Consider the following 21564-nt stretch of genomic DNA (forward strand, 5'->3'; position numbering starts at 1 on the left):
ATAAATAAACAGCCCGAGACGAAATGCCCGAGTCACAGGCGATTTCGTCCCGGGCTGATCCGGGTCAATATTAAAATGCGATTCCAATGCCGCCTTCGCCGGCATGAGTGCCCATAACCGGGCCCATACAGGACAGATGAACGTCCCGGAACGGGTGTTTGGCCAAAATGCGCGCCTTCACTTCCAGGGCCAGCTGTTCATTATTGCTGTGCACGATGGCGATCGCCGCATTTTCGTAATCATGCGTTTTTTCATCCACCTTCTCAAGCAGGCGGTTAACCGCTTTGCGAAAGCCGCGGGTTTTCTCGACGACCTCGATACGGCCCTCCTTGTTGATACAAAGCAGGAGCTTAATATTCAGTATCGTCGCCACTCCGCCGGACAAGCGGCTTAAACGGCCGCCTTTAATCACGTTTTCAAGCGTATCCAGCGTAAAATAAGATTCTGTATGTTCAATCAGCCGTTCTACCTTCGCAGTCAGCTCCGCAAGATTGTCGCAGGTGGCGGACCATTTGGCGGCCAAAGCCACAATCAGCGACAGACCTCCGGAAAATTCGCGGGAATTCAGCACCTCTATCGAACGTGAAAAGCCTTCGTCAATTAACATTTCTTTTGCTATTAAGGCGGATTGGTAGGTACTGCTGACGTTGGACGACATGCATATAACGAGCAGATCGCTGTCGCCGTCCGCGCGGCGGAACGCTTCCAGAAAATCAGAAGGGCTCGGACTTGCCGTCGTCGGCAGCTCTTGATGCGATTTCATTTTAGAGTAAAATTCGGAGTTGCTCATTCCCTTCGGCATGGGACCGTCTGGAAACATGACCGGAAGCTGAATGATCTCGATCCCGTATTGACTCCGGACCGACTCCGGAAGGTCAGAACCACTGTCTGTAAAAATCTTGATCGGCATAATCGGGCTCCTTTCATTCGAAGCCATTATACCGAATTCGACGTACGGCCTAGTAGTCACAAATATAACTTGTCTAATCCAGTAAAATGTGTTATGAAATCACTTCTGTCATAATGTTGTCACACAAACTCTGCGCCACGCACCTTTGAAAAGACCTTTGTGTCTCTCAACTGTCCGGTTGAATCGCGGCTGTCCTGGCGCAATACGCCCTCCAGCGTAAAACCGCAGCGGACGGCAACGGCCGCGCTTCGCTCATTAATTGAATCGCAGCGGATTTCAATGCGGTTGGCTGCAAGCCGTTCCGAGGCAAATGCCGTTATCGCCTGAACCGCTTCCGTAACATACCCTTTGCCCGCCTCGCTGCTGCGCACCCAATAGCCGATTTCGAAGCTGCGTACATCCCAATTCATACGATGCAGACCGCTTCCGCCAATCATTCTGCCCGTTTGTTTGTCCGTCAGCATCAAGCGTAGATCGGTCCGCATAATAAAGGCTGCTATCGCGCTGCGCACGTTCAATTCGGACTGCTCAACCGACGGAGCGGTTTGCGCCCAAGGCATCCACGGCTTAAGCTCGTCCAGGCTTTCGAGAACCGCCTCATTAACAGCCGCGCCGTCACCGAAACGCGGTGCCCGGATCAGCAAACGGCTGCTTTCAAAAGCATCGGGAAAATCAATCAACTTCGGATCAGCCGTCTCCATTTCCATCAGCTCCCATGAAATAATGCTCCCATCATATCGCACAGGCTTCCCCCCGTAAAGGATTCCCTTTGCAGACCAATTTCCTATATAATTATTCATATCGAATAATAATTTAAACAGAAATAGATAGGAGCGGTGAGGATGGGGATTAAACAAAAGCTTGTATTTGGCTATAGACGCATAAAAGGAATCGTAAAATTCGGCTCAAGAGGTTATTCATTACGCGACGCTCCCTCCGTGCGCGGCAAGGTTTACGTCAACCGTTTCGGCCAGCTTGTTATCGGTAAACGTTTTTCAATGGCCGGCCGTCCCTGGCCCTGCCAGCTTACGGTTGAAGACGGAGCCAAGCTCGAATTCGGCTCCAATGTCTTCATTAATGCGGGCTGCGGCATCGCCGCGACCAAATCGATCATCATTGGAAACGATGTACGCATCGGTCCGCGCACAAGCATTATGGACAGCGACTATCACCGGCTGGATGCGGATACCGATTACGGCGATTTGGCTAAGCCTATCCGAATCGGCAACAATGTGTGGATCGGCACCCGTTGCACCATACTCGCAGGCGTGACGATCGGCGACGGTGCCGTCATTGCCGCTGGCAGCACCGTCATTAAGGATGTGCCGCCTAATACGGTTGTCGGAGGCTCGCCAGCCAAAATCATCCGCAGCCTAAATATTCCCGACGGCTGGGTTCGAGGATGATGCCGCCTCTGAGCTGAACCACCCCCGCCGTCTTCGCCATTGCGAAGTGATCCTAAAAAAGCGCGGAAATCATTCCGTCCTCACCAGGAACGGATGATTTCCACGCTTTTTTGCGACGGGTAATAATGCTTGTCGCTCCCGTCCTCTCCGATTGCGAATACCGAGTAGCCGAGGAAATGGCTGCGGCCGCGAAATACGTCCCGGTAAGCCTGGAACAGCCGCGCCTGCTCATCGCCGTCAAATATCGAGGAAGGAGAAGGATTCCAGGGCTCCTTAGCCGCATACTGACGGGCGGGAAAGCCAAGCTCCGCGAAATAGTACGGTTTATCCCACCGCTCCGTCAGCTGCTCCAGCTCGCCTGCCACATCCTGCTCCCTGTCATAAACCTCCGTTCGGCCCAGAGCTGAGATCAACTCGCCAACCGTATTTTCAGGCCGTTCAGCCAGCTCAAAATACGCCGCAACCGATATGAAATCAACCTCCGCCCACAACGGATTATCCCGTTTGCGCGTAAAATTTGCCCGGCTGGATTCATCCCAAACGGCGGTGTACCACCAGTTCGTTTTAAAGGTGATAAGGCCATCGTAATGGGTCCTTAGCCCCTTCAACAACTCCACCCACTGGCCGGATTCTCCCTCCAGATGCTCCAGATTGGAGCCTGCGACCAATGCTTCTACCGAGAGCGGCTCCGCCAGCTCGTCCACCAGCCTGCGCAGCACTTTTTCGTTCCAATTTCGGAAAAAAACGTCCTTATGCTGCGGATTCCACTTCGTTTCCACCTCGCTGCCGTTGTTAATCCAAGGGTACGGCTCCAGCAGCACCCTCATTCCTTGTTGATGCAGCTTTGGAATCAGCTCACGCGCCTTGTCCAGGCTAGCGGGATCAAGCTCAAAATCACTGGCGGTCAGGTCTGGAATACGGACAGCTACCGGCACATTAACCGCATTCAGCGACAGCCGTTCGGCATCGGCGAGCACCTGCGGAATTTCGTAGTCGACGGACAGATTGCCTGAACGAACCGCTCCGCTTAGCAGCGGCTGCCTGACCTTGTCTCCCCCGCCAGCTCCTTCGTTTTTCCACCACCAGATAATAGCGCAGATGAGCAGAAGAACAGCGGCCGCAGCAAGTAAAACCGGTTTCTCTCCATGGATGCGGCGCGCCATTCGCCCCTCTCCCCTCTATCGTTTGCGGTACTTCCTCCAGAGAAGCACGATGCCAAGAATAAGCATAAGCAGCATCGTTCCGAACAGGATGGCGAACACCTTCATTTGCCCCGAGCTAAGGTTGACTCTATCGCCGATTGTCGGGCTGTCATCCTCGGAAAAATAATGATGCAGCGCCTTTTCCCAGCGGTCGATCAGCGTTGCATTGCCAACCATCTCTACGCCGAAGCTGCGCTCCGTCACGTATTTTTCCGCCTGCAGCAAGCTTTCTGAGTCGGGAGCTGTTACCGCCAGTATGCCCGTTCCGTCGCCGGAAGGGGAGGAAATAAGCTGAACGGACGCCAGCTGGCTGGCGAACTCCGGCAGCAGTCTCCGCTTTTCGTTGCCGACAAAACGCTCGAAGTTTGCGTCAAATCCAAACCACAGCTCATGATTGATGGAGCGCAGCAGCTCGCTGTCCTTTGCCGTCCCCGCCACAATCAGATTGAACCCTTTCAACTCTTCCGTTTCCCAAGATTTATCCGGCCGAACCTGCAGCGATGCGCTGTTGTCGGTCAAAAAAGAGCCGAGCCGGGCTGCCATGCGCGCCTGTAAGCTCAAGTCCACTCCGTTGACCTGCTCCGGCAAAATAAAAGCGGCTTCGTTCCAGCGGCCATTTTTGATAAACGGCCATGGATAATGCTCCAGCAGCATAGTGCGTTCATCCTCCGACGGAAGGCTGATCGTGGAATCCGGCTCAACATACGCCCAAGGTGTCTGCTCGCCGCCGCGCGCGCAATTGTAGTCGCTCATCTGCAAATCGAACACTACGCTCATGGCCAAATAACCGGATTGCGCTGCCTGGCTCGGAATCGTCACTTCCCATACGTCCGCGTCCGCCGCCTCAGCGGTTAGCTTTTTGCTGCCGGCAGGAATTCCGTTTACGTACATAGTCGCGAGCGATTGGCTGAAATTCAGATTTTTGGCGTATTTCAGCTTAAAGCTTGCCTTGGCGCCGGGCAGCACCAGCTTATTCGACGGCAGCTTCAGGTCAAAGTTCGCCTGCTGTTGGAAAGGTCCCTGCACCTTAATGCCTTGAGGGCTGCCAAGCTGCTGGATCGTCCACCGCTCCCGCGACGCGTCAATAGCGGTACGGTTGACATTGGTGCCCAAAGGCAGCAGCGCCGTGCTGCCGACAAGCTGACTGGCGAGATCCGGGTTTTGCAGCAGCCGCGCGGCCGCATCAAGTGTGGTGTCATCACTGCCGCTCACAATTCCCATCAGCAGTCTGTCCGCTTGAAGCGGCGACAACGCCCGGTACAACAACGGGCCTTCTTCCAGCCGGGAGAGCGCCTCCTGGGGAAGGGACGGCTTCAGCGCCTCGGGCATCGTGGAGGCCGGTCCGACGTAGATGAGATGATCTTTGCGGTGATTGCCCGCCGCGATCTCGGAGTAAGTGCCCATATGCAGTCCGCTCAGCCCTTCCTCCGCCGTTACGCCAAGAGCGGCGGCCGTCTGCAGCGCGGCGGCGATCATGACCCGGGACGGATTGTCCGGCAGCACGATCGAGGTGCCTTTCCCGGTACGGTCACCGGCATCGGGTACAAACGGATAGGGGAACTGGCGCAGCTCCAGCGTCGGCTTTTCGTTGGCATAGCTCACGTCGAGGTAGGACTGCTCACGGATAAGAACCCAATTTTCGTCCGTCCGCGCGTCTGCGCAAATTCCGACTTCACCTTCCGCATAGTTAAACGAAATCCTCACCTCGTTGCTTCCGGTAATGAGGTCATCTGCCTGAATAGCCAGATCCAGCGTTCCGCCGGACTCTTCGAAGCGGGATAGATCAATGGAATGAATCGGCTTGCCGTTCACCTCTACCGTCAGCGCCGCATCGCGGGACAGGCTGCTCACGCCAAATTCCAGGTGCAGCCGTCCTGAGCGCAGCTTCCAATGCTCGCTAAGGGTAAAAAAGGCCGATTGAGCGGCATACTGCCCCTGCAGCTTCACGTCGCCGCGGTAGGGAAGACGAATATTCCCTTCCCCGGACAGCAGCGCGCCGGTAGAGCCGGGTTTGCTCTGCTGCTGCACGGCAGGCGGAGACTCTTTCTGCTGCTTTACGGATGACGCCGCTGCAGGCTGGGCAATTCCGGCCGCTGCAGCCGTAAGCAGCGACAGCGACAAGATGACGGATAACCAGTTTTTCATAAATTCCTCCTTCAGAACCGTTCCGTCTTATACCATCTCGCCTCGCGGCGCAAAATGGCATCTCGGATAAATTGATAAAACCCGTTGACGGCAACGACAAGCCACATCTGGCAATAGGTAAAGTACATAATGGCAACGTATCCGATATTGCGCGGACGGCTTTGCCCCTTCTCCATACTGAGCGCAATCGCCATTTCCAGTACGAACACGAGAAAGGCCATCATCCAGAGCAGCAGCGTATTGCCTGCAATTTTGTATTCGACAAGCCCCAGTATTCCAAGCAAAAATATGGCGTCGGACAGCAGCGCCGAGCTGAGGAACAAGAAATATACCGAGCAAAAATACAGCAGATCAAAGCGAATATGCTTCGACTCGCGGGTGAACAGCAGCTTGATGTTTTTGAGCAGCACATAGATGTTGCCCTTTACCCAGCGGCTGCGCTGCTTGATCCAGACCGGAACCGTCTCCGGCTCCTGCTCCCAGGTTACCGACAGGGGCATGTATTGGATTTTGTAGCCGAAGCGGTAGATGCGAAAGCTGATTTCGGTATCCTCCGCAATTGCGCGGGTATCCCATCCTCCCATCCTTTCAATCAGGCTGCGCCGCACAACAAAGTTTGTGCCGGGTATCGTACACAGCCCGAATAACTGCCAGCGTCCTGCCTGCACCATCCATTGAAATCCGAGCGTTTCAATATTAATGAATCGGGTCAGCCAGTTTTTGCTCGTATTGCGTGTGCGGAACTTACCGATAACGGCTCCGAGGCGGTCGTTTCGAACAAGCGTATGCACCAGTATTTTAAGCGCGGAGCGTTCCGGCGTGTTATCAGCGTCGTAAACGGCTAGAATCTCACCTTTACTAATTGCGTAACCGTTGTTGAGCGCCCCGGACTTCCCCTTGCCGCCCGTCACCGCATCCGTCGTCAGCACGCGCAAATTGATGTCAGGGCGGCTTTGCTGCAGCTCGGCCAAAATATCGCCGGTGGCGTCGCTGGAATTGTCGTTTATGACGATAATCTCCAGCTTATCCGCCGGATAGTCGAGCGCCATCAGCGCACTGACGGTTTGCCCGATTACTTTTTCCTCGTTATGGGCGGGAATAAGCACGGAGACGGACGGATATTCGTCCAGCGGCTCATCCACACGCATTTGAAGTGTTTTTAAGTAATACCGGTAACCTCCCGCAGTAAGCACGATATTGATCAGCAGCATTATCCAGATGCAAATCATGCAGTACAAAAATAAATAATCAACAACTCCGAGCTGCTGCTCCATCCATTCACCTCAAATGTTTTCTGCGGTTGATCTGACGGCCGACGACAAATGCTGCGACGAAAAACCCGACGACCAGCACCGAAACGACAAACAGCACCGACATCGTCATTTTAATTCCCTTGTTGACCGTAGACAGCTGATCTCCTGCCGTTTCCGGCGGCAGACTGGACGTATCCGGAGGCGGTTCGGGCGGCTGCCATACGGCAGGAACGCCGTCCAGGGTGAGCACGCCTTGGCGCCGCACAAGCTGCCGGTCGTTCCAATGCAAAAAGCTGTCTGTCAGAGCCGGATCGGCATACGCGGAGCCTGAACGCAGCTTATCATTCAGAAGATTCCGAAAGCTTTCTTCCGGCATGGACGCAGACAGAGCCAGCACGGCTGGAGAAGCATCCGGCAGCAAGCCATGACCGCGTTGCTCCGCTTGGTCCTCAAACGGAACATACGTCCCTTCCCAGCCGCTCCCGGACTCGTTATCCCGCGTGTAGCCCTGCCATTCCGACTGCTCCACGAACAAGCTTCCATGCCGGAGCACCTTTTCCCACTCCCGATCGAACATCAGATCAGGCGGTCCGGAAAAACCGGCCGGATAAATGCCTTGCTGCACATAGGCAAGCCATGCCTGCCCGCTTAGCTGCTCCGGCTCGTCGCTGTTCGTTGCCCCGGTTACCTCATAGCCAGCACGGAACGACTCCCACTCATCCGGCGGCGTCCAGCCGCCGAGTGTGCCGAGCAGCGCCAAGCCCCCGTATTCCTGCAGCTTGCGCACCGCATCGTAATACCGCTGCATCGATTCCGTCTCCGTGTTAATAAAAATCGGCCGCAGCTCCATCCAGAACGGAATGCCTCGTTCATGCAGCCATTTTCCTTTGCTCATCAGCTCATCCATATCCAAAAACGGATTCACATCCGTCAGCATGAAAAATTCCGGCGAGGACTTTCCGTTCTCGTCGAGCGCAGCAGCCAGCTGTGCCTCCGCTGCAGCAAATCCTTGCTCCGTGGTAAGCGCCAGCAGCTGGCGGCCGCTGCCCGGCAGCGAAGACGGAAGGCTTTTCAAAAACTCCTCCCCGGCTCCGCCAGCCGCTACGATCAGCTCGGCATCCCGCAGCTGCCCCTCCGTAAAATCGCCGCCGCGCACGAGGCTGACTTTCGAATGGGTCCCGCGCAGCATGCGGTACAGCTCCGTCAGCCGTTCTCTTCCTTCCTGAGTGAGCCATTCCCGGCCGTAAACGAGCAACGCCTCATCCGAGCGTGAACTCGGTGCAGCCGCCTGCTGTTGTTGAGCTCCGGAAGCTGGCAGCGGCGATTGGCTCGGCTTGACGACAGAGTAACCGAAGACCGGGGATGCGCCAGCCAGCATCATCCCAACAACGACACCGATTCCGCTCGTCCTAGCCCATCTTTTCCATTTGGACAATCTAAACATCAAACTCCATATCCTTCTGTGCCGCGCGACGCAGCGCAAGCGGATCCTGATTTTCCTCCGCAGTAAACACAGCGATGCCGATTCGCAGCTCAATCCGGACCGTAACCGCCTTGGCCGCTCTTTGCAAATCATACGCATGGATGTTTTCCTTGATCCGGTGTTTGACAACCTGGGCTCCGTCCGGATTGCCAAGCAGCAGCAGCGCAAAGGTGCGCCCGTCTTCCAAAATATAACCGGAATCCTCGTTCCGCGTGCTGTCGCCGAGCCTCCGCCCAATCCAGGCCACGACATCCTTCATCGCTTCGCTGCCGACGATGCTGCGGATGTCGTCGTAGTATTCCAAGCGAACAAGCATGACCGAAAGCGGCAGCTCATACCGTTTTGACAGGCTGATGTACTGGCCAAGCACCGCATAAAAGACGCGCGCATTTTCCATCCCCGTATTTTCATCTATCGTTACATACTCGGAATACCGCTCTCTCATGCGCAGATTCTCTTTTTGAATAGAGCGGATCAAATTGCCGATAACCGCCGTCAGAAGCGCAACAAGAGGCAGCAGCACAAGCCAGTAATAAACATGCGACTCTATGCCTCTTCCGAGCATGACGCTGCCGTACATGATGTAGCTGCCATAGAAGAATATGCATAGCGCCGCTGCCGACAGCGCAATCATCATTCCGCTTAAATAAGAAAGGACCGCGATCGCGAACATGGCGCTCAGCAGGAGTGTATTTTCCAAATAGCTGTCCTTGGGGAGCAAAACAAACCAGTTCACCATTCCGTAGGTCAGGACGGCAAGGACGATGATCCAGATGTCGAGCTTTTTCGCTTCCATTTCATTTCCCCTGCCTTTTTCCAACGTGATTGGAGCCTCAACTGAAGCTTATACAGAGCGAATACGACTATAATGCCAAACATGAGATCGAAACAGACATCATAGAGAAAAAGATGTTTGGCCAGGTCAGCATCGCCAGCGCCTAGAAACGAAACGCCCAGCTGCGACAGGCCGATCAGTCCGGGCAGCGCCAGCGCCTCCAGCCGGAACCGGTCCGCCTTTCGCCCCCGCCGCCATGCTACCGCATAAAAATAGGCTAAACCGCCGTAAAAAATGGCGTAAAAAAGCACGATAAAGCGGAAGCTCCCGGGGAACAGGTACGGCTTGACGCTGCTCCAGACTGAAAAATAATCCGTTTGGGCGCCCGGCTCCATTCCCGCGCTCTTTTCAAAGTTGCCCATTGCCTCCGGCCGAATGTAGTAGGCATGGCTCGCCGCCTGATTGAGCTTATCCAGCGCCCGGTCGGCATGGAGCAGATAATAGCGGGCAATGGACAAGTACCCGAATTGCGAGTAGAACTCCTGCTGCATCATCTCCGACTCCACCGGCTCCAGCTTATATTTGTCATAATAGGTCGTGCCGGCGAGCACGGAGAATTTCGGGTCCAGCCCCAGCTCCTCCAAATCCCGTTCCGGATTCAGCGAATTTTGCAGGATGCCGCGTGTGACGGCATGGTATTGGTTGATATGTTTAATATCATCCGTCATCAGCAAGTAGGTTAAAACGCTGACGAGCAAAATGACAACCGAACCGGCAAGCGCCAAACGGCGCATGCGAACGGCGCCGTACAAAAATGACAGACGGACGCCTAGCAGCGCCAGCAAAATGCCTGCCGGCGCATTTTGCTGCTTCGCTGCTGCGAACAGCGATGCAGCTGCGACCCATCCGAGCAGCCAGCCGGCAGATTCTTTGTCCAGCTCCGGCAGGCGCATCATCAGCGCCATCGTGAGCAGCAGCGCCACAAAGGACGCGGGCTCTCCGTAGAAAGAATTGAAATAAGCGGTATAACCCGTGTCCGCAAAAATAAAAATGGCCAGAGCAGCTGCAACGCACGCCGTAATAGCCGGCAGCCGTTCCGCAGCTTGCCGCACCGTAAGATAAATCGCCCCCAGAAACAGCAGCATGTACATAACGGCTAGAAAGCGCAGATCAAACACGTTGTCGCCTGTAAACAAAAAATCGAGCCCGATCGCGCCGCGGATGAACAGGGACAAAGAGGAGATAAAAGTCGTGCCGGCGTCATACGGATATTCCCGAATGCCATACTCCCGATTGAAGTAATTAAAATGACGATCCTCATACGTATTGTTCAGATCATATAGGCCCGGATTATAGATTTCCCGATAAAAATCGCCGTTGTCGCCCATGCCAATGTAGGGCTTGACAAACAAAGCCCCGATAATAACAAGCGCGGCCGCTATAACCGCCACAGCAGCAATTGCGGATGGGTGAATTACACTTCGTTTAAGTTGGCCTTGCAAACCCGCGCCTCCAGACATGATTAAATTGCGTCGAACTGTCACTACATTCGTACCCAATATTAACGCATCATTATCATATGTGGATCAATTAAAACATAAAACAGGTCTTTCGCACATGGCAAAAGACCTTATTTCCAACATGTACATGCCCGGCTGGTACTACGTGTTCTGATCTTCCCATATATCCCTTAAATAGGACTAGGAGGTGTATGGAACTATGTGCGTTCCCGTGTACATTATTTCCGGATTTTTGGGAAGCGGCAAAACGACGCTGCTGCTCCGGCTGCTGGAGGAAACCGCGAGGCGGGGAATTGCGGCTGCGCTGCTCATGAACGAGATGGGCAAAACCGACGTGGATGGCGCTATCGTATCGGAGCAGCTCCGTCTGCCTGTAGCAAAGCTGCTGGACGGATGTATCTGCTGCACCAAAAAAAGCGAGGTGGAAGCCAGTCTGCTCGGCCTTGCTGCCGGGCGCCCGGATGTGCTGTTCATGGAGCTTACCGGAGTCGCCGATCCAGGCGAGCTGAAACAGCTTCTGCAGCCCGGATCGGCCGCAGCTGATGCCGGTTTAGAACTTGCCGGAGTATTTACCGTTGTGGATACGGGCACCTTCTCCGCGTATAACAGCCGGTTCAGCTCAGACCGGGAGCTTGTGCGCACACTGCGCGGCCAGCTTACGGCGGCGGATCTCATCGTGCTGAATAAAACCGATCGGGCTGATCCCTCCGAAACGGCCAAAGTACGCCGCGCCGTGCGCAAGCAGAACGACACGGCTGCCGTATTGGAGGCCATGCGCTGCGATATCGACGTTCGTTCGCTGCTGCATGGAGTCCATCCTGCTAGGAGCAAAACAGCTGCGGCAATTACTGAGCGAAGTACGACTTTATCTGATGATCCTTCTCATGAACATAACGGTCCGGCTGCAGAAGCGCGGAAATCCCCGGATGCTTCCCCGTTTCAAATGGCGAAAACCGGAAGCGAGGGGTTTTCCGGCGGAGCGCTTCGTTCCGTTACGCTTACTTCTATGGCAGACCGGCCGCTCCTGCAGGAAAACATGGAGCGGTTTTTGCTCCAACAAGGCGAAACTCTTCTGCGTGCAAAAGGATATTTGAAATGCGGGACGCAAACATATCTTGTGCAGCACGCGGGCGGACGGACGGAGTGGCAAACATCCGCTTATCCCGGCCAGCCCTATCTGGTGCTGATCGGTCCCGGCCTCGATGAAGATAAAGTAAAGTCAGACTGGAGCTCCCTTATTGAAAATGGCAGCGCCGCCTCCGTCAAGCAATGACGGGGACATACCGTTTCTGACGTAAGGAGCGGTTACGCTCCGGGCAGCGCATCCTTGAAACGGCTCCAATCCATTTGCTGCTCAGCTGGCGTCACTAAACACTCGTCCAAAGAGGAAATGATTGTGTCGGATTCCAGCTCAATGCCGATAAAAACAATCCGGTTCACACGGTCTCCGTACACGGGATGCCAGCTCTCCAGCAGCTCCGGCTCGTCGCGGAGCAGCTGGACCCGATCCGCCTCGGGCAGCGCAGCCGCCCAATAACCCGCCGGGCCAAACGATATGGCCGGTCCGGCCTGGCTAATGCTCTGAGCCGTTTCCATTCGAGTTGCCAGCCAAGCGTAGCCTTTGGCCCGGACGACCTGCTCCGGCCAGCGCTGCAGCCATTTCCTCAGCCGTTCCGGATGAAACGGCAGCCGGCGCTCATAAACGAAGCTAGAAACTCCGTACTCATCCGTTTCGGGAGTGTGAGCGGGCTTTTCCAGTTCCTTCATCCAGCCAGCCGATGCCGACGCTTCTTCAAAGTTAAACAAGCCGGTATTCATAATGTCGGAAGGCTTAACCCGGCCATGCTCAGCCCGGAGGAAACGCGCTCTGGGCTGCAGCCTGCGCAGCACAGCTTCCAGCTTTTGCAGCTCCTTTTCCGGCACGAGATCGCATTTATTAAGAAGGAGCACATCGCAAAATTCAATTTGATCCAGCAGCAGATCAGATACATCTCGATGATCTTCATTACCAACCGCCTGGCTGCGGTCAAGCAGCGACTCGCCCGAGCTGTAATCCAGCCAAAAGCGATTGGCGTCAACAACCGTCACCATCGTATCCAGCCGGCAATACCGGGACAGATCAATGTCCAGCTCCTCGTCGGCATACGTGAACGTCTGCGCTACCGGCACCGGTTCTCCAACACCAGTCGATTCGATCAATATGTAATCGAAACGGTTTTCCAGCGCCAGCCTCTGCACTTCTTGAAGCAGATCCTCCCGCAGCGTGCAGCAAATGCAGCCGTTTGACAGCTCTACCAGCTTTTCCTCCACTCGCGACAAACCGCCGCCGTTTTTCACAAGCCCGGCGTCAATGTTCACTTGGCTTAAATCGTTAACGATAACGGCAACTTTTAGTCCGTCGCGGTTGTTCAGCACTTCATTAAGCACAGTCGTTTTGCCGGCGCCAAGATAACCGCTTAATACGGTAACGGGAATAGGATTCATTTATGAACAGTCCTTTATAGTAAATTTTACGATTATAGTCCGGTAAAAAAGCTGGTCCCTGCCAGCCATGGAATATCTATGAACGGAATGTCCTGCCAATGGGGTCATTAACCGTTGAGCGCTTTAACCAACGATTGCAAATTGCTGCGCATTACGCTGATATAGTCTTCTCCCGCTGACGCCTGCTCCTCCGTAAGGCCTTCGAGAGGATTAAGCACATCGGTAGCCGCTCCGGTTTCCGCAGCGATGGTATCGGCCAGCTTGGAATCAACCAGCGTCTCGAAAAAAATGATTTTTACATCATGCTCCTTCACAAATTGGACGACTTTAGCCATCTCGTCGGGTGAAGGCTCTTGTTCCGGAGAAATACCGTTAATCGGTACCTGCTGCAGACCGTACTGTTCGGCAAGATAAGCAAACGCCGCATGCGAGGTGACAAAATCTTTGCGTTTCGCTTCGGCCAGCTGTCCGTTAAACTCCTGATGAAGCTCTTCCAGCTTCGCGATATAAGCATCTGCATTTTGCTGGTAAGTTTCCTTATGCTCGGGGTCGGCTTGCTGCAGGGCGTTCATTATCGCGCGAACTTCCTTCTGCGCCAGCACGGGATCGAGCCATACATGCGGATCGGCCGGATGCTCTTGCCCTTCGGCAGCATGTTCATGTTCTTCGTGACCTTTGTCATGCCCTTCCGCTCCATGATCGTGTCCATCGTCCACGCCTTCCAGCGTCGCAAGCCCCTTGCTGGCTTCCACGGCGATCCGCTGCGGGTTGCCGGCGCTCTCCAGCGCTTGCTCCGCCCAGCCTTCCACGATGCCGTTGTACACAAATACGTCGGCTTTGCTTATCGCGGCCATATCTTTGGCGCTTGGCTCCCAGTCATGCGGTTCAACGCCCGTAGGCACCAGCCCGGTCACAGTAACCAAATCCCCGCCAACCTGCCGTGCGAACTCCGCCATCGGGTAGATGGTCGCCGCAACGTTCAGCTTGCCGTCCTCTGCCGGTGCTGACGGTTTGCCGGAGCCTCCCCCGCAGCCGCTCAAAACGAGCGCCAGGCCTCCAAGCAGCAAAGCGCCCGGCATTAGCTTTTTACTTAACATCCGTGTTCACCCTTTCCATTTATTAAAAGTCCGATGATAACCAGCCAAAGACCCGCTTTCATCAAACGTTTAAAACGACTTCAGCTAGGAGGTTTGCGAATCGTCGCCAAGCCTTGGAATCGGCCCATAGGAGTGCAGCTCCGTATTTTCAGCCGAGTCATGCTTTTGCTTCGCGCGGATGAACTTCACCAGCTTTTGCAGCAGAACGCCTACTGCAAGCAGCGCGAGCAGAACAAGCGCAATGGTGCCGCCCGGAGGCGTGCTGAGCTGATACGAGGCCGTCAAGCCGCTGCCAACTCCCAGCAGTCCAATCGCAACCGCCAGCAGCAAGGCTGCGCTGAAGCGCGATGTCAGGCGGATCGCCAGCGCCGCCGGCAAAATGATCAGCGACGATACGAGCAGCACGCCGACAATCGGCATTGCGGCCGCCACAATCATGCCCGTTACTATGCTGAACAGCATCGAGATCAGTCCGGTCGGCAGTCCGCTCACCTTTGCCGTCTCTTCGTCAAACGTCATCTGGTACAGCGGCCGGCGGAAAAAGAAGAAAAAGAGCGCTGCGGCTGCCGTTACGATTACCATCAGTACAAGCTGCGCGGTATCTACCGCAACGACCGAACCGAACAGGTAGGAGGTAAAACTTTTGCTGGTCGCCTTGTTCAGGCTCATCAGCACAACGGCGGTGGAAAGGCCGCCGACCATAATAATCGCAATCGACATCTCGCTGTAGGTTTTGTAAACACGGCGCACATATTCAACCGCAACAGCGCCAACAATAGCGGTAAGAAAGCCGGAAAGCGTCGGGCTTAAGCCGAGGAAAGCTCCCGCTGCAACGCCTGCCAGCGACACATGGGACAGCATATCGGCCATAAGCGCCTGCCGTCTGAGCATCAGATAAACGCCTAACACCGATGCAACAACCGCAATTAACGCGCCGGCGCCGAATGCGCGCTGCATAAAGTCGTAGTGCAGCATTTCCATCCTCCCTCCCCCTTTCTCTCCAATTCAATAATGCGATGCAAATAGGGCCGGCATTCTTCCAATCCATGCGTCACCATGACGATGGACATGCCGTGCACATCGACCATATGGCGCATCAGCTCGTAAAAGCCTTTGCGGCTTTCCTCATCCATACCTGTCGTAGGCTCGTCCATAACGAGCAGATCCGGTCTGCCGGCCAGCGCTCTGGCAATACAGATCCGCTGTTTTTGCCCGCCGGACAGCTCGCCGATTCTCCGCTCCCGCAGCTGCCACATGCCGACCTGGCGCAGAGACCTCTCCGCCAGCTCCCGGTCCTTGTCATTCAGCCTGCGCAGCCATGACCCCCGGCTTAGACATCCCGAAAGCACAAACTCGTGCACATTGCTCGGAAATCCGCCGTTAAACGCCGCAATTTGCTGCGGCACATAGCTGACGCTCAGCTTGCGTCCGTCCTCCCGTTTTTTGGCCAGATGAACGCTGCCCTTCCATGGTTTAAGCAATCCCAGCATTAGCTTGAGCAGCGTTGTCTTGGACGCTCCGTTAGGACCGGTCACAGCGACAAACTCCGAGCTGCGAACTTCAATGGTTGCATTATGGAGGCTCGGCGTATCATTATAGCCGAATTCAACCTCTTTCAAGGAGGCCAGTAACATAGGCCATCCATCCTCTCTCTGATCTTCTTCGTAATAATTACTCCTAAGCTAGATGAAAAATGCTGACCCGTCTCGCAACAGCTCAGCGAAGAAAGTTGTAATCATTACACTTAAGCTATAGTACCAGCCCTGCGGGCACCTGTCAATGACAGCTGTGCAGGCTGTTGGACGACCGATTATTGGCTGGCCGCGCCGGAGCGTTCCAGCTGACAGCTCTCGCAAAGTCCGTATACCTCGAACCGGTGATTCATAATTTTGAAGTTGCCCGGCAGCTTCATCTCCTGCTCCATCGGACAATATTCAAACGTGAGCGTCTTTTCGCAATTGGTGCAGATCAGATGGTGATGATGGTGATGCTCGCACGCCGCCTTGAACTTCAGCCCCGCATCCATGGAGTAAAACTGCTCCAATACGCCCATCTCGCTCATAAGCCGCAAATTGCGGTACACGGTGTCAAAGCTGACGCCGGGATAATGAACGACCATCGCTTCGTAAACATCCTTCGGCGACAAATAGCTGTCGCTATTCGCAAAAATATCCGCCAGCCTCCGGCGCTGCTCCGTAATGCGCCATCCGCCGCGCGCCATCGCGTCGACTATCCGCTTCGCCATATTGTCTGTATGGGTATGTGCCATGATCCAGTCTCCTCCTGCGCCGCATTCAACAAGCGTTAACACGTTCTCCCATTGTACCACAAGAGACGGCGCAGCCGAAATGCGGATGCCGTTCACCGGCTTTAGGTCAAAAACGAGCCGGTTCAAACAGGGTTCCATCCGCTATTACTTGCCGTTGCCCTTAGACAGCTGAATCATCGAAACAATCAGCGCCAATAGAGCGATCAGCGTTTCTGTACTCATGAAAACCGCCTCCTGAAGCGAATGCTTCTACGGCCGGTTCCCTCTCCCATGAGCGTTTTCACGGATTCGTATCCCCCGTTCATACCTATTCCGGGTGGAGCGGAATTATGACGACATTATCTTGAAAAAAGCTCTCCCACTTCATGGGGCCGCAACGTATAATGGTTAAAAGCGCCTTCTTCTGGGCGACATACCACTACATCAAGGGGAGACCCTCATGAACATGTATCTGATTCTGTTGTCGCTGTTCATGTATCTGATCGCTTATTTTACCGGGGTCAAACGAACGCCCTGGCTGCTCTCCGCCTTCGCGCCCGGCAAAGTCCGCAACCGCGACAAGCTGTTCAGGACTGTCTCCCTCTACAATCTTATCGCATGTGTCATCGTCTTTTTTGTCGGAATAATCAATCTTCCGGAAATGTCCTATTTGCTCGTATTCATTGGCTGCGGGTATGTGATTCTGCTCTTATACTGCAATCGCAGCATGTAAAAAAAGCGCAGGCCCGGGATTGGAATCCCGGGCCTGCGCTTTTGTATAAATGGGACAGCCTTGCTTGTCAAACGCCAGGACGGTGCACGCAGGCAGTCCGCTTGACGTTGTACAGCTTGTCCGGTTTGATTAACCTTCCAGCAGCAGCGATTCCGGATCTTCGAGAAGCTCCTTAACCGTTACGAGGAAACGGACCGCTTCCGAGCCGTCAACGATACGATGATCATAGGAAAGCGCGATGTACATCATTGGGCGGTTTGCCATTTCCGTATCGTTGATTGCAACCGGACGGATCTGGATTTTGTGCATGCCCAGAATGCCGACTTGCGGAGCGTTCAGAATCGGCGTCGACAGCAGCGAGCCAAATACGCCGCCGTTTGTAATCGTGAACGTTCCGCCTTGCAGATCGGACATCGCCAGGGAGTTTTTGCGGGCTTTTCCAGCCAGCTCAGCGATCGTTTTCTCGATGCCGGCGAAGCCAAGGCGATCCGCATCGCGGACAACCGGCACAACGAGGCCGTCCGGAGCAGCTACAGCGATGCCGATATCATAAAACTTCTTCACGATCAGATCGTCGCCGTCAATTTCCGCGTTAAGCAGCGGGAATTTTTTCAGGGCGCCGACAACGGCTTTTGTAAAAAAGCTCATGAAGCCGAGGCCGATTTCATTCTTTTCTTTGAATGCGTCTTTACGGCGCTTGCGCACGTCCAGAATCGCCGTCATGTCCACTTCGTTGAACGTCGTCAGCATCGCTGCCGTTTGCTGCGCTTCAACAAGGCGTTTCGCGATCGTCTGGCGGCGGCGCGACATTTTGGTGCGCTCAACCGGTTTGCCGGGCTGTTCCGTGAATGCCGGCTTGGCTGGAGCAGCTGCCGCCGGAGCGGCTGGCGCTGCTGCGGCCGGCGCCGTGCCGTGGCTAGCTACGTCCTGGTTGTAGATGCGTCCGACTGGGTCGGCGCTTTTGACTTGGTTCAGGTCGATGCCGAGCTCGCGGGCCAGCTTGCGCGCCGATGGCGAAGCAATCGCATCGGCAGCTGCTGCAGCTGCCGCCGGAGCAGCTGGAGCTGCGCTCGGTGCTGCAGTAGGCGCTGCGGCTTGCGCCGGAGCTTCTGCTGCCGGAGCAGCGGCAGCGCCGCCCTCTCCGATAACGCCGATCGTTTCGCCGACAAGCACGGTGTCGCCTTCAGCCTTCACAATGCTGGACAGGACGCCGCTCGATTCCGCACTGATCTCCAGGTTGACTTTATCCGTTTCAAGCTCAAGAAGCAGATCGCCTTGGCTGACGGCTTCCCCTTCTTTTTTGAGCCATTTGGTAATGGTTGCTTCTGAGATGGATTCGCCAAGATCTGGAACTTTAATATCGGACACTTGCTTCTACCTCCCAAGTAAAATCGTGTTCAACGCTTTTTGCTGCAGAGAGAGCGACAGGATCGATTGTTGTTCGGCCGCGTGAACGTCCTGATGGCCGCTCGCCGGGCTGGAACGGTCCGGACGACCGATGTAGTGGACGGACTTGCCGCCGGCAACCTCGCGCAGACGCGGTTCCATAAACGTCCATGCACCCATGTTTTTCGGCTCTTCCTGAACCCAGACAATTTCCTCCAGCTTGCTGTAGCGGGAAATAATTTCGGCAATTTCTTTGTCCGGGAATGGATAGAGCTGTTCAACGCGCACGATATGCAGCCAGCTCATATCCTTCACGCCAGCGGTCTCCAGCGCTTCCTCTAAATCAACGGCTACCTTGCCGCTGCAGAGAATGAGCCTGCGCACAGCGGAAGCTTTTTGGCCAAGACCAGGCTGCTCAAGCACAAGCTTGAACGTGCCGGTTGCCAAATCTTCGCCAGGCGACAGAACGCGCGGATTGCGGATCAGACTTTTTGGCGACATCAGCACAAGCGGACGCGCTCCCTCATGCTCCGTCCAGGCAGCCTGGCGGCGAAGCAGATGGAAGTACTGAGCAGCAGTAGACAGGTTCGCGACCGTCCAGTTATTCTCGGCGGAAAGCTGCAGGAAACGCTCCAGACGCGCGCTGGAATGCTCCGGTCCTTGACCTTCATAACCGTGCGGCAGAAGCATAGCCAAGCTGGAACGCTGCTTCCACTTTGTCCGGCCGGCGGAGATGAACTGGTCGAAAATAACCTGCGCGGCGTTGGCAAAATCGCCGTACTGGGCTTCCCAGATCGTAAAGGTCTCTGGAGAGAACACGTTATACCCGTACTCGAAGCCAAGCACTGCGCCTTCCGTAAGCGGGCTGTTGTGCACCGCGAAGCTCGCATTGGCCTGCGGGAAATGATGCAGCGGGGAGAATTTCTCGCCCGTTTTGTGATCGTTAAGCACGATATGGCGATGCGAGAACGTCGCGCGCTCCGCATCCTGGCCGCTCATGCGGATCGGCTTGCCGTCGGCAAGAATCGTAGCGAAAGCAAGCGTCTCCGCCAGCGCCCAATCCACTTTCTCGCCCTGGTCCAGCATGGAGCCGCGGCGCTGAAGAATACGCTGCAGCTTAGGATACACCGTAAAGTCGTTCGGGTATTTGAGCAGCGCTGCGTTAATCTCCTTCAGACGGTCAAGCGGAACAGCCGTTTCGGTCGTTTCCGGAGCAACCGGAATCGGGCCGTCGCTGCGTTTTTTGCCGGAAGCGGCATTTTCCTTCATGATATCGTAGGCTTTTTGCATCTCAGCCTGCGTATCCTGAATCATTTTGTCAATGTCGGCTGAGCTCATCGCGCCTTCCGCTTTGAGGCGTTCGGCATACAGAGCCGCGACGGTTTTGTGCTGGCGCACTTTTTCGTAGACGAGCGGCTGAGTGCCTTCCGGATCATCCATCTCATTGTGGCCGTAACGGCGATAGCCGACCAGATCGATCAGGAAGTCCTTCTTAAACTTGTCGCGGTATTCGCACGCCAGGCGGACAGCTGCAATACATGCTTCCGGCTCGTCGGCATTAACATGCACAATCGGAATCTCGTAACCCTTGGCAAGATCGCTCGCGTAATGCGTGGAGCGGGAATCCTTGCTGTCGGTCGTAAAGCCGATCCGGTTGTTCGCAATGATGTGGATGGAGCCGCCGTTCGTGAAGCCGTCAAGCCCCGTAAAGTTAAGCGTCTCCGCCACGATGCCCTCGCCCGGGAATGCGGCGTCGCCGTGAACCTGAATGGCCACAGACTTGCTCGAATCGCGCTGCGGATAACCCGGCTTGGAACGATCCTCTTGCGCCGCGCGGGAGAAGCCCTCAACGACGGAGTTCACATACTCCAGATGGCTCGGATTATTCGCAAGCAGAATACGGGCGCCAGAGTAAACGGAACGGTCTGCTCCGAGATGGTACTTCACGTCGCCTGCCCAGCCGGAGTTGATGCCGGCAGAGCCTTCCGATGGAACGAGCTCTTTGTTCGGCGCATGATGGAACTCGGAGAAAATCTTCTCGTACGGCTTGCCCAAGACATGCGCAAGCACATTCAACCGGCCGCGATGCGCCATCCCCATCAGGATATGATTGGCTCCGTCTTGAACAACTTGACGGACAACCTCGTCAATAACCGGAATGAGCATGTCGACACCTTCAACGGAAAACCGTTTTTGGCCGACGAACGTGCGGTGCAGGTAAGCTTCAAATTGTTCGACGTGAATCAACAAATTAAGGAGAGCTTTGCGCTCTTCCGGGTTCAGGGAGGCGTTGGCAATGCCGGATTCGGCTTTCGAGCTAAGCCAGTCGCGCTCGGTTTCGTCGTGTACATGGCTGAACTCGAATCCGATGGATTGAGTATAGGAATTGCGAAGCTTTTGGATCGCTTCCCAGCCGTTTGTAACGTTGGCAGGTGCATGATCCCAAAGAATGGAAGCCGGGAATCGGCTCAGATCCGATTCGTTCAGCTCAAAAGTGGAAGGCTCAAGCAAGCGGGTATCCGAAGATGCGCGCAGGCCAAGCGGATCAGTATTGGCGGCCAGATGGCCATAGGTGCGGATGTTGCCGACCAGCTTCTCGGCTGCAACCAGTTTTTTGAGCAGCGCGGCATCAACAGCTACTTGGCCGGACGGCGCAGGGGCCGTGCGGGAAGCTGCTGCCGGCAACAGCTCGGCAGGAGGCGCTCCAAGCTCGGCGAACAGCTCGCGGAACGAGACGTCAACCGATTCGGGATTGCTGCTGAAGAGCTCATACTGCTCCTGGATGTAGCCCAGGTTTGGTCCGAAAAAATCTTTCCATTGCCTTTTCGTGTTTGATTCGTCGGTCATTTGCCAACTACCTCCGTTAAGTGAAAAAGGTTGGTACGGATGATAACAAGGAAGCCGCTGTTTTGCCCGTGGAAA

Annotated in this window: 18 protein-coding genes; 3 read left to right on the plus strand and 15 right to left on the minus strand. The window is 55.1% G+C overall.

The genetic code is table 11. The annotated features are described in order from the left end of the window. Positions 1-70 precede the first annotated feature (70 nt). Both M3223_RS16640 and M3223_RS16645 read right to left on the minus strand, forming a co-directional pair. Positions 71-910, minus strand: coding sequence for a DegV family protein (locus tag M3223_RS16640; RefSeq protein WP_251563527.1), 840 nt, complete (start codon positions 908-910; stop codon positions 71-73). A 119-nt stretch (positions 911-1029) separates the two neighbouring features. Continuing rightward, on the minus strand, positions 1030-1653 hold the full coding sequence (locus M3223_RS16645; RefSeq protein ID WP_353057708.1) for a GNAT family N-acetyltransferase: 624 nt from the start codon (positions 1651-1653) through the stop codon (positions 1030-1032). Positions 1654-1752: 99 nt separating this feature from the next. On the opposite strand from M3223_RS16645, the gene M3223_RS24325 reads away from it, so the two are divergent. Further along, positions 1753-2316 carry an acyltransferase gene (locus M3223_RS24325; protein ID WP_285891312.1) on the plus strand — a complete coding sequence of 188 codons (564 nt, stop codon included), beginning with the start codon at positions 1753-1755 and terminating at the stop codon, positions 2314-2316. Between the two features lie 80 nt (positions 2317-2396). Here M3223_RS24325 and M3223_RS16655 read toward each other — a convergent pair whose 3' ends face one another. Genes M3223_RS16655 through M3223_RS16680 form a run of 6 tightly spaced genes read right to left on the minus strand, consistent with a single transcriptional unit; the run spans position 2397 to position 10676 of the window. Further along, on the minus strand, positions 2397-3479 hold the full coding sequence (locus M3223_RS16655) for a glycoside hydrolase family 113 (RefSeq protein ID WP_251563530.1): 1083 nt from the start codon (positions 3477-3479) through the stop codon (positions 2397-2399). Between the two features lie 15 nt (positions 3480-3494). Then, a complete protein-coding gene (locus tag M3223_RS16660) occupies positions 3495-5663 on the minus strand; it encodes a cellulose biosynthesis cyclic di-GMP-binding regulatory protein BcsB (RefSeq protein ID WP_251563532.1) in 2169 nt (722 codons plus the stop codon). Between the two features lie 11 nt (positions 5664-5674). Continuing rightward, the gene (locus M3223_RS16665) at positions 5675-6937 is read right to left on the minus strand and encodes a glycosyltransferase family 2 protein (RefSeq protein ID WP_251563533.1); all 1263 of its coding nucleotides are present in this window, start codon (positions 6935-6937) and stop codon (positions 5675-5677) included. A gap of 4 nt (positions 6938-6941) precedes the next feature. Then, a complete protein-coding gene (locus M3223_RS16670; RefSeq protein ID WP_251563536.1) occupies positions 6942-8351 on the minus strand; it encodes a hypothetical protein in 1410 nt (469 codons plus the stop codon). Between the two features lies 1 nt (position 8352). Beyond that, complete coding sequence (locus tag M3223_RS16675; RefSeq protein ID WP_251563538.1) at positions 8353-9195, minus strand: GGDEF domain-containing protein; 843 nt, start codon at positions 9193-9195, stop codon at positions 8353-8355. Continuing rightward, the gene (locus M3223_RS16680) at positions 9147-10676 is read right to left on the minus strand and encodes a hypothetical protein (RefSeq protein ID WP_251563540.1); all 1530 of its coding nucleotides are present in this window, start codon (positions 10674-10676) and stop codon (positions 9147-9149) included. The genes M3223_RS16675 and M3223_RS16680 overlap by 49 nt, the downstream gene beginning before the upstream one ends. 217 nt (positions 10677-10893) lie before the next feature. On the opposite strand from M3223_RS16680, the gene M3223_RS16685 reads away from it, so the two are divergent. After that, complete coding sequence (locus M3223_RS16685; RefSeq protein ID WP_251563542.1) at positions 10894-11967, plus strand: CobW family GTP-binding protein; 1074 nt, start codon at positions 10894-10896, stop codon at positions 11965-11967. 32 nt (positions 11968-11999) lie between these two features. Here M3223_RS16685 and M3223_RS16690 read toward each other — a convergent pair whose 3' ends face one another. The 5 genes from M3223_RS16690 to M3223_RS16710 all read right to left on the minus strand — a co-directional run bounded on the left by M3223_RS16690 (position 12000) and on the right by M3223_RS16710 (position 16544). Beyond that, on the minus strand, positions 12000-13178 hold the full coding sequence (locus tag M3223_RS16690) for a GTP-binding protein (protein WP_251563544.1): 1179 nt from the start codon (positions 13176-13178) through the stop codon (positions 12000-12002). A gap of 107 nt (positions 13179-13285) precedes the next feature. Continuing rightward, complete coding sequence (locus M3223_RS16695; RefSeq protein WP_251563546.1) at positions 13286-14275, minus strand: metal ABC transporter substrate-binding protein; 990 nt, start codon at positions 14273-14275, stop codon at positions 13286-13288. 84 nt (positions 14276-14359) lie between these two features. Further along, positions 14360-15256 carry a metal ABC transporter permease gene (locus tag M3223_RS16700; RefSeq protein ID WP_251563548.1) on the minus strand — a complete coding sequence of 299 codons (897 nt, stop codon included), beginning with the start codon at positions 15254-15256 and terminating at the stop codon, positions 14360-14362. Next, positions 15202-15909 (minus strand): metal ABC transporter ATP-binding protein, encoded by a 708-nt coding sequence (locus M3223_RS16705; RefSeq protein ID WP_251563550.1) that lies wholly within the window; start codon positions 15907-15909, stop codon positions 15202-15204. Before M3223_RS16705 ends, M3223_RS16700 begins: the two co-directional genes overlap by 55 nt. A 176-nt stretch (positions 15910-16085) precedes the next feature. Next, the gene (locus M3223_RS16710; RefSeq protein WP_251563552.1) at positions 16086-16544 is read right to left on the minus strand and encodes a Fur family transcriptional regulator; all 459 of its coding nucleotides are present in this window, start codon (positions 16542-16544) and stop codon (positions 16086-16088) included. Positions 16545-16983: 439 nt separating this feature from the next. On the opposite strand from M3223_RS16710, the gene M3223_RS16715 reads away from it, so the two are divergent. Further along, entirely contained in the window at positions 16984-17256 is a 273-nt protein-coding gene (locus tag M3223_RS16715; protein WP_251563554.1) for an exonuclease, read from the plus strand. A gap of 129 nt (positions 17257-17385) precedes the next feature. Here M3223_RS16715 and odhB read toward each other — a convergent pair whose 3' ends face one another. Further along, positions 17386-18624: a 2-oxoglutarate dehydrogenase complex dihydrolipoyllysine-residue succinyltransferase gene (odhB, locus tag M3223_RS16720; RefSeq protein ID WP_251563556.1), complete on the minus strand. Its 1239-nt coding sequence runs from the start codon at positions 18622-18624 to the stop codon at positions 17386-17388. 6 nt (positions 18625-18630) lie between these two features. Further along, entirely contained in the window at positions 18631-21489 is a 2859-nt protein-coding gene (locus tag M3223_RS16725) for a 2-oxoglutarate dehydrogenase E1 component (RefSeq protein WP_251563558.1), read from the minus strand. Positions 21490-21564 lie beyond the last annotated feature (75 nt).

Origin of the sequence: Paenibacillus pasadenensis, from assembly GCF_023715725.1 — a bacterium.
Taxonomy (GTDB): domain Bacteria; phylum Bacillota; class Bacilli; order Paenibacillales; family Paenibacillaceae; genus Paenibacillus_O; species Paenibacillus_O pasadenensis_A.

Bases quoted from the DNA above. Each gene is read 5' to 3' on its own strand.
- M3223_RS16640 (WP_251563527.1), bottom strand. From the start codon at position 910: ATGCCGATCAAGATTTTTACAGACAGTGGTTCTGACCTTCCGGAGTCG.
- M3223_RS24325 (WP_285891312.1), top strand. From the start codon at position 1,753: ATGGGGATTAAACAAAAGCTTGTATTTGGCTATAGACGCATAAAAGGA.
- M3223_RS16655 (WP_251563530.1), bottom strand. From the start codon at position 3,479: ATGGCGCGCCGCATCCATGGAGAGAAACCGGTTTTACTTGCTGCGGCC.
- M3223_RS16660 (WP_251563532.1), bottom strand. From the start codon at position 5,663: ATGAAAAACTGGTTATCCGTCATCTTGTCGCTGTCGCTGCTTACGGCT.
- M3223_RS16665 (WP_251563533.1), bottom strand. From the start codon at position 6,937: ATGGAGCAGCAGCTCGGAGTTGTTGATTATTTATTTTTGTACTGCATG.
- M3223_RS16675 (WP_251563538.1), bottom strand. From the start codon at position 9,195: ATGGAAGCGAAAAAGCTCGACATCTGGATCATCGTCCTTGCCGTCCTG.
- M3223_RS16685 (WP_251563542.1), top strand. From the start codon at position 10,894: ATGTGCGTTCCCGTGTACATTATTTCCGGATTTTTGGGAAGCGGCAAA.
- M3223_RS16690 (WP_251563544.1), bottom strand. From the start codon at position 13,178: ATGAATCCTATTCCCGTTACCGTATTAAGCGGTTATCTTGGCGCCGGC.
- M3223_RS16695 (WP_251563546.1), bottom strand. From the start codon at position 14,275: ATGTTAAGTAAAAAGCTAATGCCGGGCGCTTTGCTGCTTGGAGGCCTG.
- M3223_RS16700 (WP_251563548.1), bottom strand. From the start codon at position 15,256: ATGGAAATGCTGCACTACGACTTTATGCAGCGCGCATTCGGCGCCGGC.
- M3223_RS16705 (WP_251563550.1), bottom strand. From the start codon at position 15,909: ATGTTACTGGCCTCCTTGAAAGAGGTTGAATTCGGCTATAATGATACG.
- M3223_RS16710 (WP_251563552.1), bottom strand. From the start codon at position 16,544: ATGGCACATACCCATACAGACAATATGGCGAAGCGGATAGTCGACGCG.
- M3223_RS16715 (WP_251563554.1), top strand. From the start codon at position 16,984: ATGAACATGTATCTGATTCTGTTGTCGCTGTTCATGTATCTGATCGCT.
- M3223_RS16725 (WP_251563558.1), bottom strand. From the start codon at position 21,489: ATGACCGACGAATCAAACACGAAAAGGCAATGGAAAGATTTTTTCGGA.